General features: G+C 65.5%; 12 protein-coding genes. All 12 read right to left on the bottom strand.

The features are described from left to right. Positions 1 to 12: 12 nt before the first annotated feature. Positions 13 to 1,257 carry an ImmA/IrrE family metallo-endopeptidase gene (locus EH231_RS20400; protein ID WP_003882611.1) on the bottom strand — a complete coding sequence of 415 codons (1,245 nt, stop codon included), beginning with the start codon at positions 1,255 to 1,257 and terminating at the stop codon, positions 13 to 15. Positions 1,258 to 1,318: 61 nt separating this feature from the next. Then, positions 1,319 to 2,029 (bottom strand): hypothetical protein, encoded by a 711-nt coding sequence (locus EH231_RS20395; protein ID WP_003882610.1) that lies wholly within the window; start codon positions 2,027 to 2,029, stop codon positions 1,319 to 1,321. A gap of 336 nt (positions 2,030 to 2,365) precedes the next feature. Then, positions 2,366 to 4,183, bottom strand: coding sequence for an ATP-dependent nuclease (locus EH231_RS20390; protein WP_124713185.1), 1,818 nt, complete (start codon positions 4,181 to 4,183; stop codon positions 2,366 to 2,368). 153 nt (positions 4,184 to 4,336) lie between these two features. Beyond that, on the bottom strand, positions 4,337 to 6,181 hold the full coding sequence (gene eccA / locus EH231_RS20385) for a type VII secretion AAA-ATPase EccA (protein WP_124713184.1): 1,845 nt from the start codon (positions 6,179 to 6,181) through the stop codon (positions 4,337 to 4,339). Continuing rightward, positions 6,181 to 7,806 carry a type VII secretion protein EccE gene (gene eccE / locus EH231_RS20380; protein WP_124713183.1) on the bottom strand — a complete coding sequence of 542 codons (1,626 nt, stop codon included), beginning with the start codon at positions 7,804 to 7,806 and terminating at the stop codon, positions 6,181 to 6,183. The genes eccA and eccE overlap by 1 nt, the downstream gene beginning before the upstream one ends. Continuing rightward, positions 7,803 to 9,527, bottom strand: coding sequence for a type VII secretion-associated serine protease mycosin (mycP, locus tag EH231_RS20375; protein ID WP_124713182.1), 1,725 nt, complete (start codon positions 9,525 to 9,527; stop codon positions 7,803 to 7,805). The genes eccE and mycP overlap by 4 nt, the downstream gene beginning before the upstream one ends. Continuing rightward, positions 9,524 to 11,122 (bottom strand): type VII secretion integral membrane protein EccD, encoded by a 1,599-nt coding sequence (eccD, locus tag EH231_RS20370; RefSeq protein ID WP_124713181.1) that lies wholly within the window; start codon positions 11,120 to 11,122, stop codon positions 9,524 to 9,526. Before eccD ends, mycP begins: the two co-directional genes overlap by 4 nt. Beyond that, positions 11,119 to 12,636, bottom strand: coding sequence for a nucleotide-binding protein (locus EH231_RS20365; RefSeq protein ID WP_124713180.1), 1,518 nt, complete (start codon positions 12,634 to 12,636; stop codon positions 11,119 to 11,121). Before EH231_RS20365 ends, eccD begins: the two co-directional genes overlap by 4 nt. A 152-nt stretch (positions 12,637 to 12,788) precedes the next feature. Continuing rightward, the gene (locus tag EH231_RS20360; protein ID WP_124713179.1) at positions 12,789 to 13,700 is read right to left on the bottom strand and encodes an ESX secretion-associated protein EspG; all 912 of its coding nucleotides are present in this window, start codon (positions 13,698 to 13,700) and stop codon (positions 12,789 to 12,791) included. Positions 13,701 to 13,800: 100 nt separating this feature from the next. Continuing rightward, the gene (locus EH231_RS20355) at positions 13,801 to 14,091 is read right to left on the bottom strand and encodes a WXG100 family type VII secretion target (RefSeq protein WP_082941557.1); all 291 of its coding nucleotides are present in this window, start codon (positions 14,089 to 14,091) and stop codon (positions 13,801 to 13,803) included. Positions 14,092 to 14,124: 33 nt separating this feature from the next. Continuing rightward, on the bottom strand, positions 14,125 to 14,427 hold the full coding sequence (locus EH231_RS20350) for a WXG100 family type VII secretion target (RefSeq protein WP_064880088.1): 303 nt from the start codon (positions 14,425 to 14,427) through the stop codon (positions 14,125 to 14,127). A 162-nt stretch (positions 14,428 to 14,589) separates the two neighbouring features. Then, the gene (locus EH231_RS20345; RefSeq protein ID WP_124713178.1) at positions 14,590 to 15,771 is read right to left on the bottom strand and encodes a PPE family protein; all 1,182 of its coding nucleotides are present in this window, start codon (positions 15,769 to 15,771) and stop codon (positions 14,590 to 14,592) included. Between the last annotated feature and the right edge of the window lie 7 nt (positions 15,772 to 15,778).

Below are 15,778 nucleotides of genomic sequence, written 5' to 3'. Positions count from 1 at the left end.
CCCCCTTGTGTTCTAGCCGCGCCGGCTTCGCTGCCGCAACGGAATCACATTGCTGCCCGTACTGGGCGCCGATGACCCGGGTCCGACCGTCGCTCTGCCGCTGCCGGCGGCCACCCGCACCGCCGCCGCGCCCGGGGCGGCCCGCTGCCCGGCCATGAAGTCCTCCAGCAGATCCTGCGGCCACACCAAGTCATAGGGGGCCAGCATCGCCGCCGAACGCGCCGAAAACGCCATCTCCAGCCACTTGCTGATCAATCGTGGCCGCTCCACCTCACGGTCATTCCAGCCCGGCTCCACCCGACCCCACGTCGTATCGGTATCCGGATTGACCCGGGTGTAGAGCTGGCGGCGCAACGCCTCAAACCGCGCCCCAGTCAACAACTGCGAGGTATGCAGATGCTTGATCAACGCCCCCAGCGACACACCCCACTTTGCTTTCACCGGCAACAACTCCGCCAGCGACGGAGCCCGCGACACGTCCTTGGCCAGCACCGCCGCCGGCGCCAACAACTCCGAGGCGAACTGCGACGCCTGCTCCTCGCAGGCCTCGGTGACGCTGCCCGAGGCATGCAACACCAGATGACCCACCTCATGAGCCAGCGTCCAGCGGGTCCGTTCCCACGAATTCGATTGCCGCACAACGATCAACGGCCGGGTATTGAACTCCCCGACACGCACCGAATAACCCAAATGCTTGTCGATCTTGCCGGTGGAATCCCCGTCACCCAGGATCCGCCGTGACGAGGAGGTCAGCAAGCGGCGCACCACGACCACCACACCGCTGCGCTCGATCTCATGCGTCAGGTACTCGATCGGCTGATCGTGCTCCAACCCCCAACTGGCACGCACCGCCGCAGCGGCCTGGGTCACTGCGGTGTCGATCGGAAGTATCGGCAACTTCACCGCAGGTAACTGAGTGCGGCCATTGAGCTCGTCGAGAAACTCCCCAGCCAATGCCGCGAACTGCGCCAAATACTCCCGCTCGGTCGCCGTGATCGACCGCGGCGCACGGAACAACAGATCCGACTGGTGCACCCGCGACGTCGGAGCGGTGGTGAAAAATTTCGCCGGGAACCGCAACACCGCCACCAGCCGGTCGAAATCCTTGATCGGCAACGCCGTCGTGGTCGACTTCTCCAACCGGTTCAGCCGAGAATGCTTCCAGCCCAACGCTTCCATCACCGCAGTGGCAGTCATCGCGCGCATGACCCGGGCCTGGTTGACCCGCAACCCATACACGTCCACGGTCGTCGTCATTGCGACCTCGATTCAACAGCCACCCGCCGACATTCGCATCGACCCCCGACACCACGACCCCTTAAGCCGGCTCCTCGGGATCCTCGCCCGTCCCCAGCGCCGGCGGCTCGTACTCGCCGAAGTCGTCCCTGGGCCCCTGACCCTGCGCCGACGGAGTCACCAGCGGAGAGTCGGTGACTGGAGGCAGCGGCTCGGTTGCCAAAATCTGCACCCGCGACGCATTGTCCACATCCACCACGAACGCCAACACCGCCTCCGACAATCCCCACCCATCGTCGGTCGGCCACCACAGGGCGAAGATATCCGGTGTACCGGCCGGAGTCACAATCGGCGACGGAAACAACTGCGCCGGCTCGTCCTCGTCCAACAACATCTGCTCGTCGACCTGAGCCTTCGGCGGCCGCAGCACCCGAAGATCGCCGCCCGTCGGATGCGTCACCACCCGAACTCGCTCCCCGTGCAACACCTTCGACGGCCACCGTCGCGCACGAAAATCCATCCCCCGCGAATCGGCGATCTGCACCGACAACCCACTGCCACGAGAAGTCAACAACGTGTCCCCAGGGATCGGCTTGCGAAGCTCGCGCATCCTCAACACCATCTGGCGCACACACGTACAAAACGCCTGACCATGAATATCCAACGGATCCTCGAACAACGGCTGCCACATCTGGCCAACCTTGGGGATCACCACCTCCAAGTCGTAACGCAGAGTCGCCAACGACGGCCCATGATCCGACACCGCCTTGCGCAACCGCTCTTGTAGGTTCACACGGCGAATTTCGCACACAAAAACAGAGAGCGCAAGCAACACGCCGCATCGGCGTGGCGAGAGGGTTGATATTGCTACGCACACTCTTAGAGTACATGTACCCGACGATAAATACGCAGTTCAACACGCATTGTGCGCCCACATTGTGTAGTTAACTACTGATAAGCCGTGAACCGTTCATGCTCAAGCAGCCGGCGCGCAGCACCACCGGATCACTGCCGGCGTGCAGCAGGACGAACACCCCAACAGCCAAGGCACCAACCACCTGTTCAATTGCCGGGGCCCGCGTCGGCATGAACCTCGGAATCGGCCGCGGACCCGGACGGAAGGCGGGGTTCAGAGTGGTGATCGCTCATGCTCCGAGACAATGCCCCGGAGCCATTCTTCCAGTGGACGGATAGCGCGGGTTGATGTCCGCTCGCTTAAGTGTTCCCTCAGCAGCGCCGACGGCAGATGGGGTTTCGCCTTGCCGGATTTTCTGCTGGTGGAGTTCCAGCCCTTGGAACCAAGCCAAGAAGCCAGTTCCTCCTTGCCCTGGCCCCCTTCGGCGAACCGTGTCGCGGTTGCTCTGTCGACCTGATTCACACCGTCTGGACCGAGCTTCTCCGCAAGGCGCTTCTGCCCCACGGTGTCAAGCAGAAGGCCCTCTAGGTCAGATGCAAGCACGAACACATCCCACGCATTGAGCTTGGCGTTCAGCTCCTCCTGCTGCTCTAACGCTGCCGTCAGTTTGGACACATGCCTGTCGGCCAGGACACACAGCTGTGAGACCTCGCTTTGCGACGGTGGAGAATCCTTCGCCTTCAGGATCCCCAGCACCTTGCGCTTGCCGTCGCCAGCCTTGTGCATCCCGTCCTTGTCGGTGATGCAGTAGGCCTGCACCCCGAAGAGCTGCGCGAGGCGGAGCAGACGGGGAATGTTGTCGATGCTCGACGCTTCGATCACGGTGATGCCGATGGCATAGTGCCCGCCGGCCCCGCCTGTGATTCTCTCCAGTAGGTAGTCAACGAGCAGTTTGTCGCCGTGCCCCTCGACAAGAATCACTGCGCTCGCGAATATCAACTCGCTGTTGGTCGCGTCGCAGTCTCGCGACAGCCGCCCCTCTTCGGCCTCCGACAGCTCTTGCCGTTTCGCCTCGTAGTTGGTCCCGGACGGACTCAGCGGCAGTCGGACGATGCGGCGGACGGAGAAGGAGTCCACGAGGACCGGGCTGTGGGTCGTCACGAGAAGCTGTGCGTCGCTGGATATATCCCGGAGGATTTTCGCCATCGCACGCTGAGTTTGTGGATGGAGGAACGCCTCAGGCTCCTCGATGACGAACACAACTTTGCCCGCTGTCTGGTTGCTCCGCGATGCGACATACCGGAGGATGCCGAGCACCATTGCAGACTGGAAACCCGTACCGCGCTCGGCGATGGAAACCTCGATCTCGTCTCTGCTCGTGATGACGGCTTCGCTGAGCATGCCACGCAGCGCGTGCCGGGAGTCTGGCAGCTTTATACCGAGATCGCGCTCCCGGAACGGCAATTCGGAAGCGACTGCCTCGATCGAGTCGCTTAGCACTCTGTGTACGAGTTCCTCGACCGGAGCGATCGCGTCTTCGAACTCCTTCTGCAACTGGGTCTTGCGCGAACCGCCTGAGCGCACCAGAACGCCTTCGAGGGTCTCATGCAGACGAAGCAGCGACTGGTCGTTCTCCCCTTTGCCTGTCTCGCTCACACGGACAGATGGGATCTTGACGAAGCTGAAGGATTCCAGCACCCGTTGGTAGATGTCGCGGGCGCGTGGCGAATTGCGGCTCGTGTGGTAGCTGATCGTCCCGCCCCGGGTGCAAGAGATCTTGACCCAGAAAGTTCCGTTTCTCCTTACCACCGCATCGGAGAAGTCAGCTGCTTCGTCCTCGGTTAGGCCAGCAAACTGCACCTGAATGCTCGACATCATGCGCGGTCCGCCGTGAACGTAATAGTCGTGTAGCGGTTTCAGCCGCTGGAGGTCCATGCTTGACGGGTCCGCGAAGAATGTCTCAAGCATACGGAGCAGTGAGGACTTACCGGCGTTGTTCGGACCCGCGATGAGCTGCAGCTGGGGGTCGACTTCGATACTCAGCCGCTCAAACCCCAGGAACCGCTCGACGTCCACACGATCGATATGCACGTCGTCAACCTACTTGCGTAGGTTGCCTCGCAAACATCGTTACCCTCAATCCTGTGCTGAAGCACCCCTGAGTCGCACATCGCTGTGAAACAGCCCTGCCAACAGGTGTGGCGCTGGCGACATGAGCGGGCGGTGTCTGCGGCTCGGAATGGGTCAGGCTGTGGTCGAAATGACCGAGTCGAGATCGACGGCCCCCGGGACAGCGGTGGCCAGAACTGTTCGCAAAGCCGCGGCGATATCGCGCTCGGTGATAGTGGTCATGGTCGTGTCATCGACCTCGCCGGTGTCGAGTTCTTCGGCGATACGCAGCATCTGCTCGTCGAAGCTCTCCTCGATCACGTTGCGAATGAAGCGGCCGTTGCCGGCGACGTCGAGAACACGCCGCGGTTTACCGGGTTGCCCGTCGGAGTCGATTGTCTCCACCTGGTGCTCGGCCAGCTTGGCGCACACCCGCTCCAGAAGCTCGCTGGCCACCGGGTCGATGGTCGACTCTTTCTGGGCCGCTATGGAAGCCGCGATCGCACCCAGCTCGGTCGGGATGTAGGACGCGAACCGGATCCGCCGCGGTACCCGGCTTCCCAGACCTTCGTTGGACGCCAGAAAGCGGTCGATCTCGTCGTCATAGCCGGCGATAATCACCATGAGCCGATGCCGATCGTTCTCCATGCGGGCAAGGAGTGTGTCGACAGCCTCCTTGCCGAAGGCGTCCCCGCCCGACAGGCCTTCCTGGATCAGCGTGTAGGCCTCGTCGATGAACAACACCCCACCCAAGGCCTCGTCGATCTTCTTGTCGGTTTTCTCGGCGGTCTGCCCGAGATAGCCGGCGACGAAGTCAGCGCGTTTGGCCTCAACGACTTTCGGCGTGGGCAGAATCCCCAGGCCGCAATAGATGTTGGCCACCACACGGGCGATGGTGGTCTTACCGGTCCCGGGTGGCCCGGTGAACGCCATGTGGTGACTGCGGACGATCAGCGGCAGACCACGCTCCTCCCGAACCTTGTTGACCTTCGCAGATGCCCGCAGCTTGTGCACCTGCCGCTTGACCTCGACCAGGCCGATCTGCCTGTCCAGTTCGGCCTCAGCCTCGGCAAGCAACTCGGCTTGCTGGTCGGCCTGCTCGGTCTCTGGGGTGGGTTCGGTGTTCGGATCCCACGGGTCGGTACGAGCTTCGATCGTTTCAGGGTTGGTGATCGTGAGCCGGCGGTCCTTGTCGTCTTGCGCCTGGCGTGCGGGTGCGAACTTCGGGTCGCGTGCGTACACGCGCCGCAAGAGCTGCGCAGCGTCGTCGTGCTTGCCCAGATGGCGCAGACACATGGCCTGGGTGTAGAGCGCGATCGTGGCCGCGTGCGGCACCAGTTCGTTGTCGATCGCCGTTTGAGCTCGGCGATAGGCGTCCTCGAACACCCCCAATGAGGCCAGCGCCGTGCTGGCCATCGCTGCGGCCGCGGCGCCGTAGACCGGTTTGCGCCAGACCTTGTCGACGGTGAAGAACCGCAGGACGTCGGGCCATCGTTTGGCCTGGAAATGCAGCACCCCTTGTGCGTAGGCGTGCAGGTCGGCGTCGAACGGATCGGTCGGCGACAACTCGTCGAGCACCTCGCTGGCATCGGCGTAGCGGCCTTCGCGGGCCAGCGCCGTCGCATAGCCGGTCAGCAAGGAATCGCGGGAGGTGATCTCCAGACTCACGAACAGTCCATCGAAAACCATTGGGCAGAAAGAGGACTGCAAGATACCGAGACGCTGAAATTCCCACCCGAACGTTGACCGTGCCTCGCAGGCTCCCGCCAATGTCTTGGCCGAGTCGTCGCCGGCGTGGATGCGCGCCAGCCAGGCGTCACACATCGACGGGTCGGTGTCGGTGGCGATCCGGAAAGACTTGGCCGCCACCTCGGGATTGTTACTGGGCATCATGTTGTTCACACTCACGCCCGAGGCCAACAGCCCTCGGGTGAGCGCCTGACGGGCCGCCTCTGCGCTCTGCATGTTCGCCACGGTCATCAGGCCACCCGCCCCCGCTTCTGTGTCCGGATCAGATTCCGCTCGGTGCTCAGGTCGGAGTTCAACCGGTGAGTGAACTCAGCGGTGCGCAGGACGCACGTATTTTCCGAGTCCTGTTCCAGGTGAACGTCAGCGACGCTGGCGGTCCGCGCCGGCACCAACCGTACCGTGATGGCAGCGCGCGGGCCGGCGGCAGCGCGGGCCGCGCTGGATCCTGCCGAGGAGCGCGGATCGTCGTAGATCACCATCACCCCGTCGCCGTTGTTGGGCAGTTTCGGTGGCAGGCCGGGAACGACATGCAAACCTGCGCCGGTGGCATCGCGCCACATGTCCGGTCGCGACGAACGCACCAATACCTGGTAGCCGATCGCCGCGTGGCTCATCGCCAGTTGCAGCATCTGGGCGACTTCACTGGCCACCGTGACGCTGGCCGTTGATGCGGGTACCGCGTTGGCGAGGCTGACCAGCAGCAGGTGCCCGCTCATGGTGGAACCGATGATGACGCCCGTCGAGCCGATAGGTGCCCGCAGATCCTCGCCGGCGCGCAGGAGCCGATGGGGAACTCTCAGACGCGGTGTGGGCGCGTCGGCCACGCTGGCGCGCACACCCAGGTCATGCCGCCCCGACAGAGGGTTGAGGCCAAGGATGGGTGGTTCGCGTAGCGGACCTCCGGTGGCGTAGCGCACCAACAGCCCGACCTCGGTGGACTGGTCCGGTCCGGGCCGCAGCTGCAGGGCGGTGGCGGTGTAGTCGCAGTCGGAAACCCAGACCCGGTCGAGCGTCTCGCTCGAAATGTCCTGCGGGGACACCCAATACGCAGTGACGGAGCCGCCATCATGATGCAGGCCCGTCCAGCCCGGGCGCGACGGTTCGCCAATGCCGGAGCCCAATACGGTGTCGATGTCGGCGAGCTCGGCGGCATCGACCACCCGGGCAGGGCAGTGCTGAGCGGTCAGCTCGGCCGCTAACCGCTGCGCACATGCAGTCAACGTGGCGGCCACAGATTCTCGGCACCGGACCGCGTCGACGTTGTCATGGCTGTTCATCCGCAGCACGCAGACGGTGCGGCGACTGCCCATCGCACCGTGATCGCCCACCTTCCTCGAGTAGGTCGCCGCATAGGGGTGGTGCTGGTTGGGTGCCCGGCGCCGACCGACGCTGAGCACGTCAATCCCCGACAGCGTCACATCGAACTGCCGCAGGGCCTCGGCGACAACCGCGATCGGCAGACTGGCCGGTGATTGCACGCGGTTGTGGTCAAGCACCGACGGAGTGTGTGAGCGCCCGTCCACCGCAACCACCGCGATCAGCTCTGCGCCGTGGGCACGCACCGCCGCCGACGTCGGAGGCCACTGCGTCGTGTGATCAGCGGCCTCAGTCACCGCCAGCAACCCCGTCGCCGGCCGTCGCCGCAGGAGACGACCGACCAGGGTCAACACATGCTCGTGACGCCACGTCAGCAGGACAGCGGCGACCACCACCACGGCGACCCCGATCGACACCCACACCGCGGCCGGACCGGCCAGGGTCGAGGAGACCCCTGCCAGAACCACTACAGCGGCGAGGAACGCCACGGCCAGCCGCGCCCAGCTCGCCCGCACACCGAGTGCGAACATCGGCTTCATCGGACCCTCCTCGATCGCATCGCGGTCAACCCCACAGTGATCACGCACAGTGCGAGCACGCCACCGATCCCGCCGAGAGCGACCCACACCGGTGTCATGTTCCGCGGTGGCGGAGCAGGCGGGATGAACAGTGGCGACGAAAGACGTTCCGGCCCAACGCGAGCGCCCGGATCCTTCAAGTCCCACGTCAGTGCGGCGACCGGATCGACGATGCCGTGACCGACCTGGTTGTCGACGCCGCGGGCCGGCGGCCGAGCCGTACTGATGAGCCGATTGATCACCTGATGAGCTGTGAGCTCCGGGAATTTGGCTCGCACCAGCGCCGCGACACCGGACACGATCGCCGCGGAGAACGACGTGCCGGCCGGCGCCACCATGGCGTTGTCGCGGCCTTCCGTGGCGTTGATCAGCCCGTCGTCGCGGGGCGAGAGGCTGACAACGTCGGTGCCGGGAGCGGCGAGACCCACCCACGGGCCCGCGACGCTGAGATCGGTCAACGGATTGCCCGCGGAGTCCACCGCCCCGACCGTCAGGACGTACTGGTCGAACCACGCCGGCGTCACCACGGTCTTGACCTGGCCCCAGTTGCGCGGATCATCCGGTGTCATCGGGTTGTACTGCGGGTTCTGCTCGCAGTCAGTGTTGCCACCCGACCCGGTATTGCCGGCAGCGGCCACAATCACCGCGTTCTTCTCCACCGCGGCGTAGCGCAGGGCGGCACCCAGCGCACCCTGGTCGATCACATTCAACGCGTTCATGCACGACACCGCACTGATGTTGATCACCTGGGCGCCCATGTCCGCGGCGTGACGGACCGCGCGAGCCATCGTCTGGATGTCGCCGGCCTTCTTCCGCGTGGCCGGATCCTGATCGCCGCTGAATGCATCCTTGGGGCTGAACGCTTTTGAGGACTGCCGGATCGAGATGAGCTCCACATCCGGTGCCACACCGGAGAATCCGTCGGCCGGCGGCAGTGGTGGTGGCGGCGGCGGGGCTGGCTCGGCCGGCACCTCGATATCGTCGACCGGTTCTTGCGGGATGTTGAATCGGTTGCTCACCGCTTGCACCCGCAGGGTCGTGCCTGTCGGCTGCCAGGCAGACGGCGCGATACCCGGTTCCCCTGGCGGGGGCGGGCCAGCAGGCGCCGGCGGCGGCGGAGGTGGTGGTGATGGGACTTGCACGATCACCGTTTGCGGCGGCGGTGGCGGCGGCGGCGCTTCGCTCGTCGGAACCGTGTCCGGCCGGCGGGGCTGGCGCGGCGGCGGCAAGGGGGTCTTGCCGTCCATCGGTGCCGCGGCGATCAGCGATGCCACCCACGTGCCGTGCGCATCGCAGTCCGACAGACCGTCACCGCCCTCCATGACGTAGTCGCCCCCGCCGATGAGGTTGGGCAGGCGAGGATGTGGGCTGACGCCGGTGTCGATCACGGCGACCTTGACGCCGGCGCCGCGCCCCCACCGCCACGCCTCGGGCAGATTGAGCATGTCCATGTAACGCGGCTGCACCCTGTAGTCGGTGTCGGGAAGCGTGGCCACACGGGTGCAGTAGGCGCCCTGGCGCATCGGTTCTGGCGGCCCGGGCGGACCGTCAGGCGGCAACGCGCCCGGGTCGACGCTGGGCGGTTCGATCGCCCAGGCGGTCGGCGCACCCCACAGCGTGGAGGTGGCCACCAAACTCATCGCGGCGACGGCTGAAACCATCGGCGCCAGAAGGCGGTTCATGAGCGGTACCTGATCGCAGAGAACACTTCCATCGCCCAGAACGCCAGCGGCCACACCGCCGCCAGCAGGAGGTACTCAATCCATTCCACGAACTGTTCGAACACCGGCGTGTAGGTGCTGCGCGGGACAATCACGGCGGCGATCAGGCCGACGGTCGGAAGCGCCACGATCAGCCCGCATCCGACGAGCAGTGCGGGAAGCGACCACAGCTGCAAGACGTAGCGCAGCGCCACCACCACGATGATTGTCACGGCGGTCACTGCGAGGATCGACGACTGCCACCGATCGGTGTAGGACCGGCCGTGAAGCAGCACCGCAGCGGCCACTACACCGGCCAGCGCCACCATCAGCCACCGCCGGGGAGCCTGTGGATCGCATAGCCCCAGGCAAGCGATCACCAGAAGAATGCTGAAGGCCATCAACATGCCCGTGATGTAGACCCGGGACCGTTCGGTGTTGCGCGCCACCTGCTGTACCGACTCCGGGCCTTCCAGCACCGGACGGCCCCCCACGACCACCACGACCTCACTGGGCAGATACGGCCGAGTCTCAAACACCCACGGCCGGCCTGGAGGCGGCATGACCGGCAACCGGATCTTGCCAGCAATACGGGCCAGGCCCGGGGTGACTTTCATCCCGACCATGGCCACCAGAAGCACACTGGCCAGCAGCACCGGAGCCGATGTCACCAACAGCATCCGCACCGCCCCGGTCACCAACGCCACCAGCCCAAGAACGATCACCGCCGTGCACAACGAGATGTGACGGCCCGTGTACCGCAACGTCAGTGCTGCGGCGGCCAGCGCCACCGTGGCCCCCAGCGCACCGTGAGGAGCCCCAAGCGGACCGGGCACCACCAGAGCAGCCGCGACAGCTGCAGCAGCACAGCCAGTGAGCCGTAACGTGTCGGCCACGGCGACCTCGGTCTGCCATTCCGACCACGCGTGCCGATCCGACGAGTCGTCTTCGACGAGCGCCCGCCGCGTCACCCCGGCCCGCATCGCCAGCACGGTTGCGGACACCAGGAGCGCCAGCGCAACCATGGCCGCTGCCGCGGCCGGCACAAACCCGTCGTGGCCGTAGCGCCAGCGCGCCAGCACGGCCAGCACCACGAACACGCTCGCCGACAGCAACCCAACACCGATGCGGGCGGCCAGGCCCGGGGTGATCTTCTGCCGGTTGCGGCGCAGCTCGGTCGCCGCGGCCGTGGTCACATTCTCGATAACCGGGGTGCGGGATTCGGTGTCGTCGACGAACTGCAGCCACAGTTTGGTGCCGTCGACCACGCCTTGCTCGGCCAGTGAACGCGACGGCCGCAGCATGGTGCCGTCAACCCAGCACAGCGCCCACCGGCCCCGCACGACCTTTCCTTTGCCGTCGGTCGCGCCGGCCGGTTGCAGCTTGGGACGTCCGATCTGGTCGAGTCGCTGGTTGGACAGATCGACTAGGGCCGACATGTGTCGCGACACCGGGGCCACCGCATCGAGCACGACCCCGAACTGAACGTCGGCGACCATCAACGCCACCTGGACCCGGTTGGCCGAAGGCGACGGGTCGGCCGCCACCCCGCTTACGTGTGGCTGCACAGCCGTCATCGGGGGCTCACCCCACCGGGAGTGGGAAAGCCTTCCGCCACCCATGCGGCAATTTCGGTGTAGGCCAACCGAGTTGGCTTGCGTAGGGCATCGAAGTCCAGGACCGCCCCGTCGCGAAGGTGCTCGTCGAACGGAACGAACTTCACCGCACCGACCCGCTGTTCCAGCGAGTGAGTGACGGCGGTGACGAATTTCTTTTCCGCGCAGTCGTATACGTCGTTGAGCACGACCACCGACCGGCGGAGCAGGTCATGCTTACCCCTGGCGGTGAGCCAGTCGATGGTCTGTTCGGCTGCCGCGGCACCGTCGAAGTTCGCCGTTCCGACGATCACCAATGCGTTGGCCGCACGCAACACCGCGGGCATCACCTGGTGCTCGACATTGGCGCCGCAGTCGATCAACGCCAGCTGATAGAACCGGCGTGTACGAGCGAGCGTCGTGTTGAACATGTCCGAGGTCAACCCCAACGGGTTGGCTACATTCTGGTTTCCGGCAAGAACTTCCAGGCCCTGCGGGTTCTGGCCTGTGCGTGCGCGCGACTGCGGATAGGTGTCGGTGTAGTTGCGCTTCGCGATCTCCTCGCCGTCGGCGAAGTACTCGCGGATGGTCGAGGTGGCGCGGGGATCGACGACGCGGCCGAGCGCCCCGTAGGTCGGATTGGCATCGATGGCGATGACTGGCTCATTGCGGTACGTCGCGAACACCGTGCCGATCCCCGCCGTCGTGCGTGTCTTGCCGACACCGCCCTTGATCGAGAGCACCGCGACTTGGTAGTTGCCCGGAATGTTGCCTGCGATCTGGGCTTGGCGCTCCAGCTGCAGGCGTTCGGCCGGACCCGCTCCGAGGTTCACTACGTGCCCGCTGCCGACGTACACCGCGTGCCGCCAGCCTTCCTCGGGTGGTATCCGGCGGGTCTTGACCAGATCGTCGTGACGAAGATGACGGGTTGCCTCGGTGGCCCAGGCCGGCGTCAGTGATCCGTCACTGGCCGCCGCCCAACTCGCGATCTGCAGCGGCGATGAGGATTCACTGTCGGTTCCGGGCCGTGAGACCGCAACACCGTGGGCATCGGGGTACGGCTGTCGTGCGTGCCACTGTTGCCCGGTCTGGGAGCTCTGATTCGCCTGTGGCTGCTGCCCGTTGACGGGCTGGTGCTGGCCCGGATGCTGATATTGCACCGGGGGCTGCTGGTACTGCCACTGGGCAGCCTCGGCATTGGCAGATGGCGCTGGTAGATGCCGGCTCGCTGGAGCATCGTTCTGCCGTTGGTCGGCTCGTCGGGCCGCGTCTGGTTGAGCCGCGTGCCGCGCGATCACCTCAGCGACCTCGGCAGGCATCGGGCCGACGATCGTCGGGTCGTCGACAACGGGCCGACTGGGCTCGCTGACCTCGGGCTCGGGAGGCAGTGCGGGTTCGGTCAACGGATCCTTCTTCCCCTCGGCCGCCTCGTCCGCGCTGTCGCTGCTACCGGCTTGATCGCTGAAATAGCGCGTTGCGAAATCCTGGTTGTCCATTTCTTAATCCACCCCAATTGCTCACTGTGACGGGCTCTGCACCAATCCTATGGCCCGCAAATACCGGTTAGCGACGGTCAACCGTGACTTTCCGTGATCCATTTGCCCGATCGTGCTTTGTCCACCATGACCAGCTGTTATCGGATCGCATGTCATGCGCGGCGATGCGTCTCCCATGACCGAACCCCCACCCCTGTCAGCACCGTCTTCACCCCCTGCTCGATCTGGGCTGCGCTGCCCGGGGCGATCGTCATCCATTCCTGCGCAGCCCCGCGGACCGAGGGCAACTGATAGAGCACAACCCTGCCAGCATCGCTGTCGCGGACGTCCAGCGTGGAGGAACTGGTGTGTACTGCCGCTTCGTCGTAGGCCCGCGCATACAGCACCGCCTCGGCCGCCGGCGCATCCATGAGCTCGCCGAGCTCGGCGAGGTCGGCCGCCCGCACGCCCATGGTGCGCAACGCGGTGTCACGCTGCGGCGAATCCGCTTCAAGCCCGGCTCGTTCGGCGGCGGCCGTCAGGATCTCCTCCAACGGCACATTGATCGCGGTCATCCGTGACGGGCCACAAGGATGCACAGTGTCGAGCAGGCCGACGACCAGGCCGACCAGCCATCGAGCATCACCGCCGCCGTCGACGTCGTCGATCGTCACGTCGTCGCCAGCGCGAACGGCCGACACCCAGTGTCCGTCCTGTCGAGCGAGCACCACCCTCAACTCCCCGTCCGGGATCGATCGCCATGTGCTCGGATCGTCGAGATCGGGAATGGACTGTTGCCGCGCGCCCGGGCCCACCTGAACTGCCACCTCGACGTCGGGAACTGCCAGAACGCGAAGCCGCCGGGCCAGTGATTCGATGACACGTCCGTCAGGGCCGACCATGCCTTGCTCGCGTAGGCCTTCGACCGCGGGATGGCCGTTGAGCCACTCGTCGCTGCGGGCGGCGCCGTAGGGCCACGCCTCCAATTCCGGTGCCAGACGTGGGATTCCGAGCATCGCTTGCAGCACCCACAGGGCTGGCATGTTGACGGTCACGTCGGCCGCAGACTCGCGTGTCGCGCTCATTGTTGCTCTCGTTTCTCGATGTCGTTAATACGGCAAAGCGGCGGCACCCGTGTCGCAGGGTGCCGCCGCTTCTCGCCGCGATGAGTCGTTGGGCGTGGGCCTAGATCCACGAACCGCCGACGGCGCTGTCGGTGTGCGCCATGTTGTTGCCGGCTGTGCGCACCTTGTTTCCGTGCTCGCTCAGCGACTGGTAGATGGTCTGGAAGTTGCGGCCCAACTCGGTGACGAACTGTTGGTAGGCGTTGCTGCCCGCGCCGCCCCAGAATTCCGCGGACGCTTCGACGTCACGCAGGATGGCCTGATGCACCGCCTCCAACTGCCCGGCCTGGGCGGCCAGGGTCATGCCGTGATGGTCGACATCTTCGAATCCGTACTTCATCGGTTGTGACATGGTTGATTTCTCCTCAGGGATGCCGGGTTGTCGTTAGCTCGACAGAATCTGCGTCGACTCGTGCTCGCGCTGTTCGTACTCGTCGGCGCTGCGATTGAGCTTGTCGCTGACGCCCTGCGTCATGTCGACGATGTTGCGGAATGCCCGCATCATTTCTTCGAGCGTCCCCGTCGACGTCGTATTGGCGTTGCCCGTCCAGCCTGCGCCGGCGATACCGGTCGCCGAAGCCCAGGCCTTCTTCGACTCGGCGTCGATCGTCTGGGAGTTTCCGTGGAACCGGCCGGCGTAGTCGCGCATCGCCGCGGGATCGCTGAGGAAGTTTGCCACCGTGCTCATGTGTATCTCCTTGTCGGAAATGGCAGTTCAAATTCGTGTTTGCTGTCCGCAATTCGAAGTCTAGTGGCGGGATATGCCACTGCAACGGTCAAAAGAAATTGGTTGGAAAAATCTTTGACCCCCTCTTTGTGTCAATCACATAGGATCGAGTTTGCCTGCTCGTCATCGCGGATCCGGCAGAACCCGTACCACCGACCCGTAGCGGGGCTGCCCGCCGTCCCCCTGGCCGTCACGGCCTCCCATCGCACCCACCGGGGCGCCGGCCATGCCGGTACTCCCGGATGCTGGCACCGCGCCGGTCGGTGTGGTCGCCGACGCTGGTACCACCGTGGTGTTCGTCGTCGCACCGTTCTGGGTGCCGGCCGCCCACGTCGCCGGCACCGACAGCCCACCGATGCTGCCGCCGCGCCCAAGGGCCGCTGACACCGGACCCGCGCCCCCGCTGACCAGGCCCCCACCCCCGCCGCTGAGCGCCGAAAGGGCGCCCGTAGGCGCGGCGGTGATGCCTGAGGCGTTGACGGCGCTGGTCAAGCCGGGGTTGTTCATCGCCCCCATGAGCGGGCTCAGCAGCGATTGAAACTGGCCCATGCTCTGCAGCGGTGCGGTCGCAGGTTGGGAAAGCCCTTGCAGCGCTTGCGGAATCATGCTCATGAACTGTGGGCCCATGGACAGCATGGACTGGGCATCCATGTTGCCTGGCATCGAGGTGGTTTGCAGGCTCGCGTTGGCGACTTTCTCGCTGGCGTTGCCGGCCGCCTTCCCGCCCGCCTCTGTGACCGCCAAGCCCTGCGCGGCCAGGCCCGCCGGGTTGGTGTTCGGAGGCGGTGGGATGAACGGCGTCGCCGCCAGACCACTAGACACCCCCGCGGCGTCCGCGGAATATCCGTAGAGGACCGTGGCGTCCTGCACCCACATCTCGTCGTATGCCGCGATGGTGGCCGCGATCGCGCCGCTATTCACGCCCATGAAGTTGGTGGCGATGAGGGTCTGCAGGGCATTGCGGTTGGCTTCGATCGCCGCTGGTGGAACCACTCCTGCCCGGGCGGTTTCGAACACCGCGGCGGCCTGAGTTGCGGCCAGACCTGCCGCCTCTGACTGTGCCGCGGTGGCCAAGATCCACGTCACGTACGGTGCGGCCGCGGTCGCCATCGACAGTGACGACGGTCCCTGCCAGGAGGTGGTCAGCAGGGCATCGACGACAGCCTGATAAGCCGCGCCGACACTGCCCAGCTCCGCGGCCAGAGTGTGCCAGGCCGTCGCGGCCGCGACCATCGCGCCCGAACCAGGTCCGGCATACATCCGGCCGGAGTTGATCTCCGGAGGAAGACCACCGTAATCAGTCATCTGCTAG

Origin of the sequence: Mycolicibacterium nivoides, from assembly GCF_003855255.1 — a bacterium.
Lineage (GTDB): Bacteria > Actinomycetota > Actinomycetes > Mycobacteriales > Mycobacteriaceae > Mycobacterium > Mycobacterium nivoides.
This window is presented reverse-complemented; position numbering and strand designations above follow the sequence as displayed.